The sequence below is a fragment of the Opitutus sp. sgz309028 genome (assembly GCF_059821195.1).
The window spans coordinates 414,427-434,077 of record NZ_JCAMRR010000003.1 but is presented as its reverse complement, the minus strand read 5'-3'; the positions used below and the strand labels follow the sequence as shown (position 1 = coordinate 434,077).

The window sequence follows — 19,651 nt, the reverse complement described above, 5'->3', positions numbered from 1 at the left end:
TGTGCGAATGAAGGTTGACCCGGCGCGGGGCGTAAACTGTTTTCCGTAGCGCCTACGGGCACGAACTCATGAGCTACAAACTCTTCATCCCTGGCCCCATTGCGGTCTCCGAAAAAACCCTGCGCGCGATGGCGCAGCCGATGATTGGCCACCGCAGCACGGACTTCGTCGCGCTCTACCAGGCGATCCAGCCTGAGCTGCAGGCGCTCTTCTACACGAAGGATCCCGTTTACCTGTCCACCAGCAGCGCCTGGGGCGTGATGGAAGGCTCCGTCCGCAACGTCACCGCGAAGAAGGTGCTCAATTGCATGAACGGCGCGTTCTCCGACAAGTGGAACGACGTCGCCCAGCGCTGCGGCTTCCAGGCCGGCGCGCTCAAGTTCGACTGGGGCCAGCCCGTCGATCCCGAGGCCGTCCGCCGTGAGCTCGCCACCGGCGCCTACGACGCCATCACGATCATCCACAACGAGACGTCCTGCGGCTGCATGAGCGACATCGCCGCGATCATGAAGGTTGTGCGCGAGTTTCCCGACGTCATCTCGATCGTCGACACCGTCAGCTCGTTCAGCGCGATGCCGATCAAGAAGGACGAACTCGGTATCGACGTTTTCATTACGGGCTCGCAGAAGGCCCTCGCCCTGCCGCCCGGCCTCGCCCTCCTCTCGGTTTCCAAGCGCGCGCTCGATCGCGCCGCGAAACAACCCGGCCGCGGCTACTATTTCGATTTCCTCGAATTCCAGAAGAACCACGAGGCCGGCATGACGCCGAGCACGCCGGTGATTCCGCTCATCTACGCGCTCAAGTCGAAGCTCGAGGACATCAAGACTGAGGGCATCGAGAACCGCTACGCGCGTCACGCCCGCCTGAACCAGACGGTGCGCGACCACCTCTTTGCGAAGGGCTTCAAGCTATTCCCGAAGGAAGGTTTCGGCTCCGTCAGCCTGAACTGCTTCGCTAACACGCTGAACATCGACCTCGCCGCGTTGAACAAGACGCTCAAGTCGAAGCACAAGCTCGTGATCGACGGCGGCTACGGCAAACTCAAGGGCAAGACCTTCCGCATTTCCAACATGGGCGACGAGACCGACGCCACCATCGCGGAAATGCTCAAGGCGTTCGACTCCGCCCTCGCCGAAACGCCGAAGCTCGCCAGCTGACGCGTCCGCGTTCGAATCTCTATAGCTCACCAGGCCCGCTGCAACGCGGGCCTTTTTTCAGTAGGTAGGGACGTCTCTCCGAGACGTCCGGAGGCACCAACAATGCTTCCCAGCTCCGACGCCACGCGCGCGATCACCGGCTCCCAGTCTCCCGCACGCTCCTGCCGCCATAAACGCATCGTCGGATACCACGGCGTATCGTCGCGTGTTTCCATCCATCGCCAGTCGGCGGTCACCGGCAGCAGCGTCCACACCGGCACGCCCAGCGCGCCTGCCAGATGCGCCGGGAGGCTGTCGACGCTGATCACCAGATCCATCGCCGCGATCGCCGCCGCGAGTTGCGCCACCGGCGATGGACACCAGCGCACCGCCGTGTCGTTTGGCCATTCGGCCGCGGCCGACGCTTCCTGCAGCAGATAAAGTTTCACGCCTGCCACTTTCGCCAGACGCGCCATCACCCTCGCGGGCACGGAGCGGCTCACGTCCCAATCACCCGAGCGCCACACCACGCCAACCGCCAGCTCGCCGTTCTCCGGTGCTTGCGGCCACGACGACGGCGCGACATGCAGATACGGAACGTGGCGCGGAATCGTTTCCAGCGTGGTGCGGAACACATGCGGCAGCTCCATCAGTTCGACGTCCGCGTCGAACGCGACGTCCGGCACGCCATCGTGCAACGGCAGCAGCCGGTCGATGCCGCTCGCCGTCGCGAGCAAGGGCAGCAGCGCCGGCTGCGCCCACACGATCGTTTCGGCCGCGGCCTCTTTCAGCTGCGGGAGAAATCGGATGAACTGCACGGTATCGCCCAAGCCATGATAGCAGCGCACGAGCACGCGCCGACCCGCCAGTGATCGCCCATCCCAGATATATTGAAGGTGACGCGGCCAGCCCCAACACGGCACTCCGGCCCGTTCGTGCAGCGCGACATCGCTCAACCGCCACGCGGCGGCAAACTCGCCGCGCCGCATCAACTCCGTCCACGAGGGCTGCGAACCGGACCCGCTCATACGTTTTCGGCCGCAACGTCGTTGAGCCGGCGAATCGTCGCGCCATCGTCGTGCAGCGCCACGACGCTCACCGACGCGAGGTCCACCTCGAGCCGCAGGCAGAGATCGATCGGCGTCCCGAGAAAATACGCCAGCGCCAGCCGGATCGGATCCGCGTGACTGACGAGCGCCACTCCGCCGCCGGGTCGCGCAGCGCGGAGTCGCAGCATTTCGGATACAAAACGCGCTTGCACCGCGAGCGCGCTCTCGCCGCCCGGGATGGGCGTGCCGCTGCGAAACGTGTTGAATCGTCGCCAGCGCTCCTGGGGCGCCACCGCGGAGAACGACGCGCCCGTCCACTCGCCGAATTCCACTTCCGTGATCGGGTCGCAGAGTTCGACGCCGAGGCCGCGATCGCGTGCGATGGCGGCCGCGGTTTCCTGCGCGCGCTGGATCGGGCTGCTGAACACCGCGTCGATCCGCTCGCCGCGCAAATGCCGGGCCAGCGCCTCCGCTTGGCGAAGCCCGCGTGCGCTCAGCGCAATGCCGGGCGTTCGCCCCGCGAGCACGCCTTCCACGGCGTCTTTCTCCGCGTGCCGGATCAGATAGAACGTGGTCACAGGATCGCTTCGTGGCGGAAAGCGTGAGCTTTTCACATCGATCGCACCCGGCCAGCAGCGAAAAGCTCACGCTTTCCGCTACGGGTCACACGGGCATCACGCGTGTGATGCGCTCAGCGTTTCCTCGCGCGTGGCGGGAGTGTCCGGGCAACGATTCTCCCGGATGAACGCCTCCGTTTGTTCGCGCGCCTCGTGATCCGTGAACTGCTGCGGCGGCGATTTCATGAAGTAGCTCGCCGGTCCGATCAGCGGGCCCGCGAGACCGTGGTCGAGTGCGAGCTTGATGCAGCGCACCGCATCGATCACGACGCCGGCAGAATTCGGCGAATCCCAGACCTCGAGCTTCACTTCGCATTTCAGCGGCACGTTTCCGAAGGTCGTTCCGTGCATGTGGATGTAGCACCATTTCTGGTCGCTGAGCCATGGCACGAAGTCGCTCGGCCCCACGTGCACGTTCTCCGCCGGCATCGGCTCGCCGAGCTGACTGGTGACAGCGTTCGTCTTCGAAATCTTTTTCGAGTCGAGCCGCTCGCGTTCCAGCATGTTGAGGAAATCGGTGTTACCGCCGAAATTCAGTTGATACGTGCGATCGAGCCTCACGCCCCGTTCGCGAAACAGGTTCACCAGCACGCGATGCGTGATCGTCGCGCCGACCTGCGATTTGATGTCGTCGCCAATGATCGGCAGACCGCGTTCCGCGAATCGCTGCTGCCAATACGGCTGCGACGCAATGAACACCGGGATGCAGTTCACGAAACCGCAGCCGGCCTCGAGCACCTGCTCGACATACCATTTCGTCGCCATCTCGGAGCCGACCGGCAGATAGGAGACGACGACGTCGGTGCCGGTTTCGCGCAGGATGCGCACGATATCGTCGGTGCGCCCCGGCGCCTTTTCGATGCGCTCGGAAAGGTATTTGCCCAAGCCGTCGTGCGTCATGCCACGGTGCACCGGCACGTTCAGCGCCGGCACGTCGGAGAACTTGTAGGTGTTGTTCTGCCCGGTGAAAATCGCCTCCGACAAATCACGGCCGACCTTCTCACGATCGATGTCGAAAGCGGCGGAAAACTCGATGTCGCGGATATGATAACCGCCGAGATTCACGTGCATGAGTCCGGGCACGCGCTCGTCCTCCGCGGCGTCGCGATAGAACTGCACGCCTTGCACGAGCGAGGACGCGCAGTTGCCGACGCCGATGATCGCGACGCGGACCTTGCGGCGGTGTCCGGGCGTTCCGGCGCGGGCTCTGGATTTCGGTGCGATCATAAAGTGTCCTTTCTTCGAGGGTGAGAGTTCGCCGGCGACGAAGGCCGCGGCATTTGGCTAAAGGGTGATCGCCGGTTCGACGACGGCGGCCGATGGCGTGACGTGCACGTTGGGCGATGTCGCATAGCGACGGACCATGCGCGCGCAGAAGTCGGCATACTCGTCGATCGCCTGCGGTGGGCTCGTGTGATGCGGCTGCACGCCGCGATGTTCCGGCGTGAAACAAAAGGTCAGTGTGACGTCGAATTCCTCGAGCGCCGCCATCTGCCGGTCGAACCACGCTTCGGCGTTGGGTCGAAAACTGTCGGCCCAGCTCAAGCCCGTGCGCAGGTAACGCACGCCGAGCATCCGCAACCACTCCACGGCCGAGTCGAGCCGGTGATCTTCGAAATGAAACCACTGGCAAATTCCCATCGCCGGCGCATGCCGGCGAAACTCATCGGCGGCCGGCTTCGGCGTGCCGTCCTCGCGCAACAGCCCCATGTAGAAATGCCGGTAATACGACGAGCCCTCCGCCTCCTTGTGCCGCGTCGTCGCCGGCCAGGCGCGCGGCAGATCGTACAGGCTATACCAGTGGATGCGCGGCACGCGTCCGACCAGCAGCTCGGCCGTGCGATTCAACCCGAACACCTGGACCTCTTCCGCACCGAAGGTCGACACGCCCACTTCCGAGACCCAAATCGGCAGGGTCGTGACGGCCTGGATCTCCTGGATTTTCGCGGGCCACTCGTTGATCTGCCAGTGATTCCAATCGAGCGGGAAACCGTGCACCGCGACGACATCGAGTTTATCGAGCACACCGCGCCGCATCATGTTTTGCGTGAACGCAGCATCGATCGGCGACATCCCGCCGAGCACACGCAGCAGCCGCGGATTCTCGGCCGCGACCGCATCGGCGGCGTGCTTCACCATCTCGGCGAAGATCGCCCACTCCGGATCGATTTCGAAAGCCCAGTGCGACTTGTTGTTGGGCTCGTTCCAGAACATCACAGCTTCGACCATGGCGGAAAATATCGGTTGGTAGATTAAAGTGCGCGCGCGTTGACCGGGCCGCTGTTGCCGCCGACGACGGCCCGCGCCGGCGTGAACGCCTGCCAGCCGTCGGTCAGCGGCGCCGGCGTGTCCACGCGTTCGCCGAGAAGACGAATCGCCTCGCGGTAGCCATGCAGCGTGCCGACGTCCACATACGCTTCGCCGGCGCGCACGCCACGCGCGCGCCCGCCGCGCGCGAGATACGCGTTGACCAGCGTGCCGAAATACTCGTCGCCGCGGCCGGGCTCGCGCCAGAGCGCGTGCAATTCGTGCAGGAGCGCGCCAGGCAGTTTGATCGCGCCCCAGATCCACTTCGAACGCGGTCGTCGCTGCTTCACCTCGATCTCCAGCACGCCGCCGTCGGCGTCCGTGACCACCGCATCGAAAAACTGCGGCTGCTCGACGGGAAAAAGCAGAAATGAAAGCACATCATCCGGCAGGTGCGCGAACCCGTCGGACGGAAACCAGATCGTGTCGGGCAGACCGATCAGCACCGGCTCGTCGCGCGGAATCAGCGGCAGCGCCCGGAAGATCGCATCGCACAATCCCGCCGGGCGCGGCTGCACGACATAGGCGAGATCCGCCGCTCCGACCCGCCCGCCGTAATACTCCAGAATGTCCGACTTCCCCGGCGAGATCACGAAGCAGACTTTGGTCGCCCCGCCGGCCACCATGCGATCGATGAGATATTCGCTGACGGCGCGCGGATGCTCCACCGCGCCTTCATGACGGCTGCCGACCGGCAGCAGCTCCTTGGAAAACGCCAGCGGTTGAATTCGACTGCCCGCTCCCGCCGCAGGAATGATGCCCCACATTCTTCAAGCCTCCACGAGCGGTTCGCTGGGTTGCACGGATTCCAGCAGCCGCTCGCTGGCTGCGTTGGCCGTGTTCTCGAGAATGATCTCGAGGTGGCGCGCCCGATGCGCCGCCGTGTGTTCGTCAAGCACGCGTTCGCGCGCGCGCCGCGCGATCTCCGCTAGCTCCGTGTCGCCGAGCGCCATCGCCGCGAGCGCCTCGTCGTGGTTATGCGCGACGATGATCTCCGATCCGGGCTCGAGAAAGAGTCCCAACCCCGCCCATTCGTCGCTCAAGATCGGCGTTCCGCACGCCGCCGCTTCGAACAACCGGCCCGACGGACAGAACCCCATTTCCTTCATCGCGCGCCGTGTAACATTCAGCGTGATACGCGCCGACGAATAGAATGCGGGATGCTGCGGCGGATCGACGTGCCGCACAAACGAGATGTTGTCCGTCCACGGAAACTCCGCGGGATATTGCGCGCCACCGATCAAAAAGCGCTTTTCCGGCGCGCGCCGTGCCGGCGTGATGAACAACTCCTGCAACGTCGCCTGCCGGTCCTCGGCGTAGGTGCCGAGATACGAGAGATCCGCTGCGAAACACGGCTCCAGCGCCACGCGATGATGCGCGTCGGGATCGACGCTGCCGTAGAGCGCCGCGACGCGTCGCGCTCCGAGCCGCTGCTGCAATTCATCGAGCGCCCGCCCGCCCGTGTAACTCAGGACCAGTTCGAAATCCACCAGCCGCCGCGGCCCGATGTAGTCCACCGGCCGCCCCGCCTGCATGCCGTCGAGCGTGACCGGCGTATCGAGATCGTAGAACACCTTCATCGCGCGCGACGACAACACGAGATCGGTCGCGAGCCGCGCATCCGGACAATACGAGGTCACCATCGCGACGTCGGCGTCCGCAAGATGGCGCCGCGCCTGATAAAGCGCTTTCTCGAAACTCGAGTAGAGCATCAGCTCGCCGTCCGCCCACGCGTGCAGATCGCGGTGCACGGCGTAATACGGCACGTCGCGCTCAAAGAAGACGATCTTGTGTCCGCGTTGCGCAAGTGCCCGGGTCAGTCCCCGCCAAAGGGTCGCGTGCCCGTTGCCCCAGGAGGAACTGATCGTAAGTCCGAAGATGACGAATTTCATGCAGAGCCGCTGCACGCGCGTGTCGCCGCACAACGTCCGGAAAGTAGCTGATGCGCCGAACGCGCGACAGGGGGCCGAATTCCGCCTGCAACCTCGGGAAATCGCCGGGCCGTCACGTGCCAAAACCCGGGGAGAATTCGCGTCGTGCCCGCGACCGTTTCGCGCGCGGAAGCGTTCTCAGAAATAGCCGTCGCGGCAGCGTCCTTCGCGGCGTCGTGCAAAAACAAAACCTTGAAATCGCTCGCACGGGTGCCTAACGCCTCGCCGCTTCATGAAGTCACTTGTCATTGCCGAGAAACCGTCCGTCGCCGCGGACCTTGCGCGCGCACTCGGCAAAATCCCGAAGAAGGGCGATCACTACGAAAACGACGAATTCGTGATCTCCTACGCGCTCGGCCATCTGGTCGAGCTCGAGATGCCCGAGGATATCGACAAGAAGAAATACGGCTTCTGGCGACTCGAGACGCTCCCGATCATCCCGGAAAAATTCGGCCTGAAGCCGATCGAGGATTCGAAGGAGCGCTTTAATGCCCTCAAAAAACTCCTCGCCCGAAAGGACATCGACCAGGTCATCAACGCCTGCGACGCCGGGCGCGAGGGCGAGCTCATCTTCACTTATATCTACCAGCTCACGAAATGTAAGCTGCCCGTGAAACGCGCGTGGATGCAGACGATGACCGCCGAGGGCATCCGTCAGGCGTTTCAATCGCTGCGCGACGGCGAGCAGATGACCGGCCTGGCCGACGCAGCGCGCTGCCGCAGCGAGAGCGACTGGCTCATCGGCATCAACGGCACCCGCGCGCTCACCAAGCGCATGTTCGGTTCCCGCGCCGGCAACGTCGCCTCGGTCGGCCGCGTGCAGACGCCCACCCTCGCGATCGTCTACGCCCGCGAGCTCGAGATCCGCAATTTCAAGCCGCGCGATTACTGGCGCGTCACGGCCACCTTCGAAGTCGCGAAGGGCCGCTACGAAGGCGTTTACCAGCGGCCGAATTTCAAGAAGGCGGAAAACGACGAGCACGACCGGATCGATCGCATCTGGGAGCAAGCCGTTGCCGAGGCCGTTCTCGCCGCCTGTCAGGGCCAGCCGCTCGCCGCCGTCACGGAAGAAAAGAAAGGCAGCACGCAGGCTGCGCCGCGGCTTTACGATCTGACGACGCTGCAGCGCGAGGCCAACAACCGCTACGGTCTCTCCGCCCGCCGCACGCTCCAGATCGCCCAGGCGCTCTACGAGCGGCACAAGATGATCACCTATCCCCGCACGGACTCGCGCGCGCTGCCGGAGGATTACATGCCGATGGTCCGCGAAACGCTGCAGGCGCTCGGCGGTTCGCTCGCGCCGCACGCGCAGAAGGTGCTCGCCGAAGGCTGGGTCCGGCCGAACAAACGCATTTTCAACAACGCCCAGATTTCGGATCACTTCGCCATCATCCCGACGGCGCACGAGGCCAAGAACCTCGAGGAGATGGAAGCGAAGGTGTTCGACATGATCGCACGGCGTTTCGTCGCGGCGTTTCATCCGGCCGCCGAATTCGACATCACGACGCGCATCAGCACGGTCGCGCCGGGTCACGATTTCAAAACTGAGGGTAAGGTCCTGACGTTCCCCGGCTGGCTCGCCGTTTACGGCAAGACGACCGTCGACGAGGACTCGCCGGATTCGAAGGCAATGCCGGCGATCTCCGCCGAGGATGGCAAGCCGCCGCAGGCGAAAACCCTCGATCCCGTCCTGCATGCCGAACAGACGAAACCGCCACCGCGCTACACGGAAGCCACGCTGCTCTCCGCGATGGAAGGCGCCGGCAAGCTGGTCGACGACGACGAGCTCGCCGAAGCGATGAAGGAGCGCGGCCTCGGCACGCCGGCGACGCGCGCCGACACGATCGACGGCCTGATCAACCAGAAGTATATGGAGCGCGGTCAGCGCGAGCTGATCCCGACCGCCAAGGCCGAGCAGCTGCTGCAATTTCTCAGCGCCGTCCATACGGATGCGTTGACCAGCCCCGCCATGACCGGCGAGTGGGAGTTCAAGCTTCGCCAGATGGAGCACGGGAAGTTTTCCCGCGACGCCTTCATGCGCGAAGTCATCGAGCAGACGAAGGGTATCGTGGAACGCGTGAAAGGGTTCGAGGAGGACGACTCCGCCGCGCGCGAAACCGACATCCCCTCGCCGACCGACGGCAAACCGCTGCGCGAAACTCTCCGCGGCTACAAATCGCAGGACGGCGAGTTCATGATCTACAAGGTCATCGGCGGCCGGAAAATGGAGGAGCCGGAGATCCGCGAGCTCGTCACCACCGGCAAAGTCGGCCCGCTCGACGGTTTCATTTCCGCGAAAACCCGCGCCCGCTTTTCCGCCGTGCTTCGCCTCGTGAAAGACGAGGAGAAAAACAAGTGGAAGACGGAATACGATTTCGGCGACAAGCAGGACATCGGCGAGCTCGAGCCTTTCTGGACCGACCCGAACACCGGCGCGCAACTCGTCGAAGCGGGCAACAGCTACGTCCTCCGCGAGAAGACCGACGACGGCTGGAAACCCGCGTTCCGCATCGGCCGGCTGCTATGCCAGAAACCGATCGAGCGCGAGCAGGCGATCAAGTTGGTCAGCGAAGGAAAGACCGACGTGATCAAAGGCTTCATCTCGAAGAAAGGCCGGCCGTTCGATGCGTTCTTCGAACGCGCCGGCGAAAAGGCCGAATGGAAATTCCCGCCGCGCGCGCCGAAGCTCGACAAGGACGGCAATCCGATCGTCCGCAAAGCCAAGGCGCCGCCGGATCTCTCGAAGGCGAAGGTCATCGGCCAAAGCAAGACGTTCAACGGCGAGATCCTCGAAACGGCCGACACGTATTATGTGCGACGTCCGGATCAGGAAAACCGGATCGTGTTTCAGATGAAGAAACACGTTTGCGCGAAGGAGATTCCGCCTGGCGAGCTGCACAACCTGCTCGAGAACGGTCGCACGAATCTCATCGAAGGCTTCATGTCGAAACGCATGACGCCGTTCAGCGCGTATCTCGTGTTGTCGAAGAATCGCGCGAAGGCCGACTTTGAGTTTCCGCCGCGTTGATCCGGCATCGCCCGTCGCTCGCACCGCGACGGGCTTGAGTAACTTCGGCCTCATGCCAGCGTCCCATGGCCGTGCGCTCGCCGAAGAACTTCGTCATTCTGCTTCTGGGCTTCGCCTTCACCGCCTGTGCCATGCTGGCGTGGCGGCAGCATCAAGAGCTTCTTGCGCTCCGCGCCGTCAATTCCGCCGACCGCGCCCCCACGCCCTCGCACGTCGCGCAGACGGAGCGGCCGCCCGCGGACACGCCTGCGGCCGTGCCGGTCAATGCGGATGAAGAGGACGATCACGCGCCGGAGCCGGGTGCGGCGCAATCGGCACCGAATCGGACGTGGTCGCGCAGCGCAGACCGGCGGCGGTTCGCGGCCGTGATGGAGAATCCCGAGATCCAGCGGCTCATGACGCTCCAGCACAAGGCGGCGCTCGATGGACGCTACGCCGCATTGTTTCGGGCGCTCAAGCTCACGCCGGAGCAGTTGGAGAAATTCAAAAACCTCCTCGTCGAGCGCAGCTCTGCCGTGGTGGACGTCGCCGCCGCCGCGCGCGAGCAAGGCATTACCCGCCGCTCCGATCGCGAAGCCTTCGACAAGCTCGTCACGGACGCGCAGGCCGAGATCGATGCAAACATCCGCGCCACGATCGGCGAAACCGGTTTCTCGGACTACAAGAAATACGAGCAGACGATGCCGCAGCGCTCCGTGGTGAATCAGCTCGAGCAGCGGCTGAGTTATTCGTCGACGCCGCTGACACCGCAACAGGCCGCGCAGGTCGTCGACATCCTCGCCGCCACCGCTCCCCGAAGCGATGGCGGAACCAACATCGCCTTCGGGAGCGGCCCCGGCGGCGGCCCGGTGAGCCGGGTGCCGATCACCGACGCGGCGATCCAGCAATCGTTCGGTGTGCTCGCCGCGCCGCAGATCGAGGCGCTGCGGCAGTTGCAGCAGGAACAGCAGGCCCAGGCCGCACTCGGCGCCGCCATGCGCCAGCAGTTTCAGGAACGACGCGCCAGCGGCACGCCCGGCGATTAGCTGGCGCACGGCTAATGGCGCGCGACGCGAAACTCCGCCGGTTCCGCGAACACCGCGGGATTTTTGTCGCCGCACTTTCCTGCTGAAGCAAAAGGGGAAACGAAATTGCGCGCCCGTTCCGGTTTGCCGGCGCCGGCCTGTGCGTATTTTGCGGGAGCCATGACACGAGACGCGCAGAAAATTCCCTTGTCGCTCCCCTGAGCCGCTGCCTTCGTGTTTACTGCAGTTAACTCCGCACCTCTATGATCGTCACCACCGCGCAGCTCTTCAAACACGCCTACGGCAAATACGCCATTGGCGCTTACAACATCAACAACGCCGAGCAGGCGATGGGGCTCTTCCGGGGCTGCATCCAGTCCCAGGCTCCGTTCATCATCCAGATTTCCAAGGGAGCGCGCAAATACACCGACAAGAAGATGCTCGAAGCGATCATCCGCTCGGCCGCCGACATCTTCCCGGAAGCGATCTTCGCGGTGCACCTCGATCACGGCGACGAGGAAACCTGCTACGACTGCATCAACTCGGGCTTCTATTCGTCCGTGATGATCGACGCCTCGCACGATCCGTTCGACAAGAACGTGGAGATCACGAAGCGCGTCGTCGATGCCGCCCACAAGAAGGGCATCTCCGTCGAGGCTGAGCTCGGCATGCTCGGTGGCGTCGAGGAGGACATCAAGGTTGAGGAAGGTCACGCCATGCTGACGAACCCGGCCGAAGCCGAGGATTTCGTGAAGAAGACCGGCTGCGACTCCCTCGCCTGCGCGATCGGCACCTCCCACGGCGCGTTCAAGTTCAAGGGCAAACAGTCGCTGCACTTCGACGTGCTCGAAAAGATCAAGAGCCGCCTGCCGAACTTCCCGCTCGTCATGCACGGCAGCTCCTCGGTGCCGAAGGACGAAGTCGACCGCATCAACAAGGCCGGCGGCACCATCAAGGATTCGATGGGCGTCGACCCGAACGAATATCTTCCCGCCGCCAAGCTCGGCGTGACGAAGATCAACATCGACACCGACGGCCGCCTCGTCTGGACGCGCGTTCACCGCGAGTTCTTCCGCGACAAGCCCGCCGAGTTCGACTTCCGCCCGCCGGGGAAGATCTTCATGGAGGAATACGCGAAGTTCATCGCGAGCCGGAACAAGTTCCTCGGTTCCGAAGGCCAGCTGCCCGACCTCCGCAAGAGCCTCGGCAAGTAAGCCCGGAGTTTCCCTCTCCTTCTCGTGGCGCGCGGTGAAAACCGCGCGCTTTTTGTTTTCCGCCCCGTCCGCGCCTCGCCTCGCAGGCTCAATTTCCGGACAACGGTTCTCAACGCCGGCGCCGATTTCTAGCTGGCGTCGCACGCGTCACCTTGTTGGCTCGCCGTGCCCCGATCGCGTCTTCCAGTCCATCCGATCGAACCCCAAATGAGTTCCGAGAAACTGCCCCTTCGCGAGAAACTAGCCTATGGCTGCGGCGATTTCGCCTCCTGCCTTTATTGGCGGACGTTCATGGTGTATCTGCCGATCTTCTACACCGACATCTTCGGCATCACGGCGGCGGCCGTCGGCACGATGCTCCTGATCAGCCGCATCTGGGACGGCGTCAACGATCCGATGATCGGCATGCTCGCGGACCGCACCGAGACGCGCTGGGGCAAGTTCCGTCCGTATATCATCTACGGCTGCGTGCCGTTCGCGCTCTTTGGCGTGCTCACCTTCACGACTCCAGATTTCGAATACACCGGCAAGCTCATCTGGGCCTACCTCGCCTACAACGGCCTGATGATGCTCTATACCACGGTGAACATCCCCTACACGGCGATGCTCGGCGTGATGACCACGAGCGCCGCCGAGCGCACGCAGCTCTCGTCGGTGAAGTTTGTCTTCGCCTTCTCCGCCGGTATCGTCGTCTCCGCCACGCTGCTGCCGCTGGTGGACCTGCTCGGCGCCGGCAACGCCCAGCGCGGCTGGCAACTCGCGTTCATCGTCTACGGCCTGGTGGCGATCGGCTTTTTCCTCATCACCGGCTTCGGGATCCGCGAACGCATCAAGCCGGCCAAGACCGAAAACGTCTCCGTCGCCAGCGATCTCCGTTTCCTTTTCGCCAACAAGGCCTGGGTGCTGCTCACCGCCACGACGCTCACCTGGATTCTCTTCGTCGGCCTGCGCAGCTCCGTCTCGGCGCATTATTTCAAATACTATATTTATAACGGCTCGCCGGATACGCCGCTGCCGTTTCTCGGTTACGACTTCACGCTCACCGGACTGTTGTCGGCGTTCAACACCGTCGGCCAGAGTGCGTCGGTCGCGGGCGTGCTGATGACGAGTTTCCTCGCGAGCCGTTTCGCGAAGCGCCCGCTGTTCTTCACCCTCTTCACGATCTCGATCCTCTGCACCGCGTCGTATTATTTCCTGCCGCCGGGGGAACTGGGGGCGATCTTCGGCATCGAGGTGCTGGGCAATCTTTCCGGCGCGCCGCTGCCCGTGCTGCTCTGGGCCATGTATGCCGACACGGCGGATTACGGCGAGTGGCGCAGCGGCCGGCGCACCACCGGCCTCGTCTTCTCCGCCTCGACGATGAGCCAGAAAGTCGGCTGGGCCCTGGCCGCGTTCATCGCGCTCCACCTCATGTCGTTCGCGGGCTTCCAGGCCAACGTGATTCCCACGCCAGAAGTGAAGGACAGCATCGTGAAACTGATGAGCATTTTCCCCGCCGCGGTCGGCGTGCTCTCGCTCGTCATCTACCACTTCTATCCGCTGACCGACCGGCGCGTGAACGAGATCAACGAAGAGCTGAAGGAGCGCCGTCTGAAAGCCGGCACCGTTCCCGCCTAAGCCAAAAATCGCGCGTTTAGCAGAGTCCGTTGGTGGAGCCCGGCGACCGCGCCGGGCTCGATTTGCGCCAACTCCGATCTCCCAGCTCCGGCGCAGCCGCGCAGCGGCGCGCCGGCGCTCACGGCAACCAGGGAAACTTCCGCGCGTCGGGGGCGCGTTTCTCCCGCTGCGCCGAGTGAAACTCCTTCGCCTCCTCGCTCATGTAATAGAGCAGCGTGGCATTGCCCGCGAGTTCCTGGATGCCCGCCTGGCCGTCGAGCTCGGCATTGAAACCGCTCTTCAGCAGCCGGATCGCTAGCGGACTCTTCTGCAGGATTTCGTTCGCCCACTGCACCCCTTCCGTTTCGAGCTGGGTTACTGGCACGACCTTGTTCACGAGGCCCATGTCGAGCGCTTCCTGCGCGCTGTATTGCCGGCAGAGAAACCAGATTTCGCGCGCCTTTTTCTGTCCGACCACGCGCGCCAGATAACTCGAGCCGAAACCGCCGTCGAAACTGCCCATCTTCGGCCCCACCTGGCCGAAGATCGCATTGTCCGCCGCGAGACTGAGGTCGCAGACGACATGCAGCACATGGCCGCCGCCGATCGCATAACCCGCGACGAGCGCGATCACGACTTTCGGCATCGAGCGAATCAGTTTTTGCAGATCGAGGACGTTGAGCCGCGGGACGCCGTCCTCGCCGATGTAGCCGGCATGTCCCCGCACGCTTTGATCGCCGCCCGCGCAAAACGCGTATTTGCCATCCGTGTGCGGGCCCGCACCGGTGAGCAACACGACCCCGATCGAGGAGTCGTCCCGGGCATCGCTGAACGCATCATACATTTCGGAAACCGTCAGCGGACGAAACGCATTGCGCTTCTCCGGACGGTTGATGGTGACCTTGGCGATGCCGCCGGCCTTGTGGTAAAGAATGTCCGTGTAAGTCTTTGCGACTTTCCATTCAGGAATCATGGCGCGTAAGCGTTGTGCGATTTCGCCGGGTTGTCCATCGGTAGCTTGCAAATCGGCCCGGGGCGATTCGCCTGCCATTCTGAAAACGGCTTGGCGCAACCGGATCGGCTGCTGAGACTTCCTCCCCCACATGACGACGACCGCCACCCAACGGCTCCCGGCCAAAGCACGCATCGGCCTCGGGATCGGCGCCTTGGGCGTGGTGTTCGGCGATATCGGCACGAGTCCGCTCTACACGATGCGCGAGTGCCTGCATGCATTGCCGCCGGCCGAGCACTCGGTGGCGGTGCTGGGCGTGCTGTCGCTCGTGCTCTGGTCGTTGATCCTGGTGGTCAGCATCAAATACACGGTGTTCGTCCTCCGCGCCGACAACCGCGGCGAGGGCGGTATTTTCGCGCTGCTGTCCTTGGGCCGACTCGATCCCGGCTCGCGGCGGCGAATCGGCATCGGGGCAATCATCGTGCTGGTCGGCGCGGCGATGCTGTGCGGCGAAGCGGTGATCACGCCGGCGATGACGGTGCTAAGCGCGGTCGAAGGCGTGAAGGTGGTCTGGCCGGGAGTCGAACATCTGGTCGTGCCCGCGGCGTGCGTGATTCTCGCGGGCCTGTTCGCGTTTCAATTTCGCGGCACGAAGTTCGTCGGCTCGATTTTCGGCCCGGTGATGCTGCTGTGGTTCACGACTCTCGGGGCGCTGGGTTTGTGGCGGGTTGTCGAAACCCCCGTCGTGTTGCAGGCGCTCAATCCGCTGCTGGGCATACAGCTCCTGCTCGATCATGGCGTCCACGACGTGGCGGTGCTGCTGGGGTCGGTCGTGCTGGCGTTCACCGGTGTCGAAGCGCTCTACGCCGACATGGGACATTTCGGGCGCCGCGTCATCGTGCTGGCGTGGTATGGCGTCGTGCTGCCTGGCCTGACGTTGAATTACTTCGGCCAGGGCGCGTATTTTCTGTCGGGGCGCAGCTCGCCGGAAAATCCGTTCCTCGCGATCGCCCCGGAGGGACCGATCCGTTATGCTTTGCTCGGCCTGTCGGTGTTCGCGGCGGTCATCGCGAGCCAGGCGCTGATCTCGGGGGCCTACTCGCTCGTGCGCCAGGCGATCCAGCTCGGTTATTTTCCCCGCCTGACCGTGCGCCACACGAATGCGCTGCAGCGCGGCCAGATCTACCTGCCGCTCGTCAACACCGCGCTCGCACTCGGCTCGATCGCCACCGTGCTGGGTTTCAAATCCAGTTCCGCGCTCGCCGCCGCCTACGGCATCGCCGTCACCGGCACGATGATCATCACGACCGTCGCCTTGTTCTTCGTGATGTGCCGCGCATGGAATTGGCCGCGGTGGCGTTCTGCGGCGCTCTGTTTCTTTTTCCTCGTGATCGACGTCAGCTTTTTCAGCGCGAACCTGCATAAATTCGCGGACGGCGGGTGGCTGCCGCTCGGCATCGCGGTCGGCGTGCTCTCGATCATGATCACTTGGAAAATGGGAAAGCAGGAGATTTTCCGCCGGGTCTATGCCAACGAAATCACCGAGGCGGAGTTGAAGGACATCGCGTCGAGCGGTCACATCAAACGCGTCCGCGGCACCGGCGTGTTCATGGCGGGCAATCCGACCGGCACCCCGCTGGTTTTGCTGCACCACGTGAAGGCCAACAAGGTCCTCCACGAAACCGTCGTGCTCCTCAGCATCATCACGGAGGAGGTGCCTTATGTCCGCGACGAGGAGCGGCTCGAGGTCCGCGAGATCGGCGAAGGCGTCTGGCGCGCCATCGCCCGCTACGGCTACATGGAATCGCCCGACGTCGCGGAATTGATCGGCGACATCCGCGATCGCGGCGTCCCGCTGAAGCCGTCGGAGGCGACCTATTATTTCAACCGCGAAATGATCATCACGGGCGGCGACGCCCGGATGTGGGAGTGGCAAAAACACTTTTACGGCTTTCTCAGCCGCAACGCGCGCCAGGCCCGCGATTATTATCGTCTGCCGCCGATGCAGATCATCGAGGTCGGGCTTCCGATTCAGTTGTAGGCGCACGAAGGCGCCTTGTTGGCCGCGAGCGGCCGCGGGTCGCCGGCCAGGATCGCTGGCGCAGCGTTTTGCCGGCTCGGTTTGAGATGAGCGTGAGGGGGCGCACAGTGTTCGAGTTCGGCTGCCTGCTCGAATTCCTCGTCATGAATCCCCCCTCCTCATCGAAGCCACCTCCGCCGCAGTTCCGTCCTCCATCCGGGAAATTTCAACTGCCGCCGCGTCGCTCCTGGCTCTGGTTCGCGCTGATCCTGCTACTGAACTATCTGCTCATGCGGAGCTTGTTTCCCAACCCGGACAGCCCGGTGACCGTGCCCTACACGATGTTTCGCGAGGAGGTCATGAAGGGCAATGTGGAGTCCATCTACAGCCGCGGCGAAAGTCTGATCGGCCGCTTCGCCAAGCCGGTCACGTTTCCCCGTCCAAAGGAGAACGCGCCTGAAACCCGCAGCGGCCCGGCCCCCAAGCCGCGCGACGTCCGCAATTTCGCGACCACGCTGCCGGCGTTCGTCGATCCGGGCTTCGAGGGCTTGCTGATCAGCCACAATGTTGAGATCAGTGCGGAACCGATCGACCAAGGCCGCGGCGTGCTCGGCACGCTCCTCTTCGGTTTCGGACCGGCGCTGCTGCTGATTCTGTTTTACGTGTGGCTCTATCGTCGGGCGGCCCAGCAGGGCGGCGGCGGCATGGGCGGACTCATGGGCATCGGTCGCAGCCGCGCCCGCCGCTACGATCAGGAGCAGGGCAAAATCACCTTCGCCGACGTCGCCGGCATCGACGAAGCGGAGAACGAGCTCGTCGAGATCGTCGACTTTCTCCGCGATCCGAAAAAATACTCGCGCCTCGGCGGCGCCGCACCGAAGGGCGTCCTCCTGATCGGCGCGCCCGGCACCGGCAAGACCCTCCTCGCGCGCGCGGTCGCCGGCGAGGCGGGCGTGCCGTTCTATTCGATGAGCGCGTCGGAGTTCGTCGAGATGATCGTCGGCGTCGGCGCCGCCCGCGTGCGCGATCTTTTCAAGCAGGCCCGCGAGAATGCGCCTGCGATCATCTTCATCGACGAACTCGACTCCATCGGCCGGGCCCGCGGGATGACCGCGATCGGCGGCGCGAGCGAGCAGGAGCAGACGCTCAATCAGATCCTCACCGAAATGGACGGCTTTTCCGGACGCGAGGGCATCATCGTCCTCGCCGCCACGAATCAACCCGACGTGCTGGACAAGGCCCTGCTGCGGCCGGGCCGCTTTGATCGCCGCGTCGTGGTGAACCTGCCGGACCGCGTCGGCCGCGAGGCCATTCTCAAGGTGCATACCCGGAAGGTCCCGCTCGCGGAGGACGTGCAGCTGTCCGAGCTCGCCTCGGCCACTCCCGGCCTCTCCGGCGCCGATCTGCGCAATCTGGTCAACGAGGCCGCGCTGCTCGCCGCCCGCCGCGAGCGACAGGCCGTCCGGCAGAAGGACTTTATGGACGCGCTCGAAAAGATCGTCCTCGGCCCCGAACGGGCGCTGCTGCTCAGCCCGCAGGATCGGGAGCGCGTTGCGTATCACGAAAGTGGACACGCCGTGCTGGGGCTCCTCGTCCCCGGTTCCGATCCCGTGCATCGCGTCACCATCGTGCCCCGCGGGCAGGCGCTGGGCGTCACCTACCAGCGCCCCGAAAGCGACCGCTACAACTATCCCGAAGCCTACCTCCGCGCCAAGATCGTCGGCATGCTCGGCGGACGCGTGGCCGAGGAGATCGTTTACGGCACGAAGACCACCGGCGCGGAAAGCGACATCGAACAGGCAACGCAGCTCGCCCGCCGCATGGTCACGCGCTGGGGAATGAGCGAGCGGCTCGGCATGGTGCAACTCGCTCCCCGCGAAAACCCCTACCTCGCCAACGCCGGTCTCATGGAGGCGCGGAAGCCTTTCAGCGAGGAGACCGCCCGGCTGATCGACAGCGAAGTGCTGCGAATCATTCGCGAAAGCCAGGAGGAAGCCCACCGCTTGCTGATCGCGCACCGCACCGCGCTGGATGCCCTCGCGCAGGCGTTGCTGCAGCGCGAAACCCTCGACGAGCAGGACATTCTCGACGCCACCGGGCTCCCTCCCGCCCCTCCGCTCGAAACCAAAAAAAGGATCGAGCCCGCCGCCGAAAGCGGTACTGCCTGACGCGCCGGTCGAGCGATGATCCCGAGCGAGGAGGTTGACGGCACCGGTTGTTCCGCCGCGGAGAGCGGACTATAGTGAGCCATGCAACTCAACAAGACATCCCTCCGCATTCAGAAACAACAGGCTCCGCTCTCCACGCCGACGGATTTGAAACCCGCCGCCACGACGGACATCACCGCCGCGCTCAACAGCCTGCTCGCCGATGTTTTCGCCCTGTATCTCAAGACGAAGAATTTTCACTGGCACATGAGCGGTCCGCATTTCCGCGATTACCACCTGATGTTGGACGAGCAGGCCTCCGAGCTGCTGGCCCTCACCGATCCGATCGCGGAACGCGCGCGCAAGATCGGAGGCACGACCCTGCGCTCGATCGGACACATCGCTCGCGAACAGCGCCTCGCCGACAACGACGCCGCTTACGTGGAGCCGCTCGACATGTTGGCGGAGCTGCGCGAGGACAACCAGACCCTCGCCCGTCGGATGCGGGAAACCCACAATGTCTGCTCCGAGCATCGTGACGTGGCCACCACCAGCCTGCTCGAGGTTTGGATCGACGAAGCCGAACGTCGCGCCTGGTTTTTGTTTGAGACCACACGGGCCGGCACCCCGCGACATTAACCGGCCAACCG

At 64.1% G+C, this 19,651-nt stretch carries 15 protein-coding genes; 8 read left to right on the top strand and 7 right to left on the bottom strand.

The window, feature by feature from the left end; all coding sequences use genetic code 11:
* The first annotated feature begins 68 nt into the window (after positions 1-68).
* Positions 69-1,157, top strand: coding sequence for a pyridoxal-phosphate-dependent aminotransferase family protein (locus AC6RV7_RS13435; protein ID WP_500094516.1), 1,089 nt, complete (start codon positions 69-71; stop codon positions 1,155-1,157).
* 26 nt (positions 1,158-1,183) lie between these two features.
* On the opposite strand, the gene AC6RV7_RS13430 is transcribed toward AC6RV7_RS13435, so the two are convergent.
* From AC6RV7_RS13430 to AC6RV7_RS13405, 6 genes are all read right to left on the bottom strand, one after another.
* Entirely contained in the window at positions 1,184-2,164 is a 981-nt protein-coding gene (locus AC6RV7_RS13430; protein WP_500094515.1) for a glycosyltransferase family 9 protein, read from the bottom strand.
* On the bottom strand, positions 2,161-2,763 hold the full coding sequence (locus AC6RV7_RS13425; RefSeq protein ID WP_500094514.1) for a histidine phosphatase family protein: 603 nt from the start codon (positions 2,761-2,763) through the stop codon (positions 2,161-2,163). The genes AC6RV7_RS13430 and AC6RV7_RS13425 overlap by 4 nt, the downstream gene beginning before the upstream one ends.
* Positions 2,764-2,859: 96 nt before the next feature.
* Entirely contained in the window at positions 2,860-4,029 is a 1,170-nt protein-coding gene (locus AC6RV7_RS13420) for an inositol-3-phosphate synthase (protein WP_500094513.1), read from the bottom strand.
* Between the two features lie 57 nt (positions 4,030-4,086).
* Positions 4,087-5,031 (bottom strand): glycoside hydrolase 5 family protein, encoded by a 945-nt coding sequence (locus AC6RV7_RS13415; protein ID WP_500094512.1) that lies wholly within the window; start codon positions 5,029-5,031, stop codon positions 4,087-4,089.
* 23 nt (positions 5,032-5,054) lie between these two features.
* Positions 5,055-5,876 (bottom strand): nucleotidyltransferase family protein, encoded by an 822-nt coding sequence (locus tag AC6RV7_RS13410; protein WP_500094511.1) that lies wholly within the window; start codon positions 5,874-5,876, stop codon positions 5,055-5,057.
* A 3-nt stretch (positions 5,877-5,879) separates the two neighbouring features.
* Entirely contained in the window at positions 5,880-7,001 is a 1,122-nt protein-coding gene (locus tag AC6RV7_RS13405) for a CgeB family protein (protein ID WP_500094510.1), read from the bottom strand.
* Positions 7,002-7,272: 271 nt separating this feature from the next.
* Here AC6RV7_RS13405 and AC6RV7_RS13400 point away from each other — a divergent pair, with 271 nt between their 5' ends.
* The 4 genes from AC6RV7_RS13400 (at position 7,273) to AC6RV7_RS13385 (ending at position 13,903) form a co-directional block, all read left to right on the top strand.
* A complete protein-coding gene (locus AC6RV7_RS13400) occupies positions 7,273-10,068 on the top strand; it encodes a DNA topoisomerase III (protein WP_500094508.1) in 2,796 nt (931 codons plus the stop codon).
* 65 nt (positions 10,069-10,133) lie between these two features.
* Positions 10,134-11,093 (top strand): hypothetical protein, encoded by a 960-nt coding sequence (locus AC6RV7_RS13395; protein ID WP_500094507.1) that lies wholly within the window; start codon positions 10,134-10,136, stop codon positions 11,091-11,093.
* Between the two features lie 242 nt (positions 11,094-11,335).
* On the top strand, positions 11,336-12,286 hold the full coding sequence (locus tag AC6RV7_RS13390) for a class II fructose-bisphosphate aldolase (protein WP_500094506.1): 951 nt from the start codon (positions 11,336-11,338) through the stop codon (positions 12,284-12,286).
* 207 nt (positions 12,287-12,493) lie between these two features.
* Positions 12,494-13,903 carry an MFS transporter gene (locus AC6RV7_RS13385; protein ID WP_500094505.1) on the top strand — a complete coding sequence of 470 codons (1,410 nt, stop codon included), beginning with the start codon at positions 12,494-12,496 and terminating at the stop codon, positions 13,901-13,903.
* 118 nt (positions 13,904-14,021) lie between these two features.
* Here the strand turns inward: AC6RV7_RS13385 and menB are convergent, their stop codons facing one another.
* Entirely contained in the window at positions 14,022-14,855 is an 834-nt protein-coding gene (menB, locus tag AC6RV7_RS13380) for a 1,4-dihydroxy-2-naphthoyl-CoA synthase (RefSeq protein ID WP_500094504.1), read from the bottom strand.
* 130 nt (positions 14,856-14,985) lie between these two features.
* Between menB and AC6RV7_RS13375 the strand changes: the two genes are divergently transcribed.
* From AC6RV7_RS13375 to AC6RV7_RS13365, 3 genes are all read left to right on the top strand, one after another.
* Positions 14,986-16,875 carry a potassium transporter Kup gene (locus tag AC6RV7_RS13375; RefSeq protein ID WP_500094503.1) on the top strand — a complete coding sequence of 630 codons (1,890 nt, stop codon included), beginning with the start codon at positions 14,986-14,988 and terminating at the stop codon, positions 16,873-16,875.
* Between the two features lie 143 nt (positions 16,876-17,018).
* The gene (gene ftsH / locus AC6RV7_RS13370; RefSeq protein ID WP_500094502.1) at positions 17,019-19,022 is read left to right on the top strand and encodes an ATP-dependent zinc metalloprotease FtsH; all 2,004 of its coding nucleotides are present in this window, start codon (positions 17,019-17,021) and stop codon (positions 19,020-19,022) included.
* Between the two features lie 81 nt (positions 19,023-19,103).
* Positions 19,104-19,640 carry a Dps family protein gene (locus AC6RV7_RS13365; RefSeq protein ID WP_500094501.1) on the top strand — a complete coding sequence of 179 codons (537 nt, stop codon included), beginning with the start codon at positions 19,104-19,106 and terminating at the stop codon, positions 19,638-19,640.
* Positions 19,641-19,651: the final 11 nt, after the last annotated feature.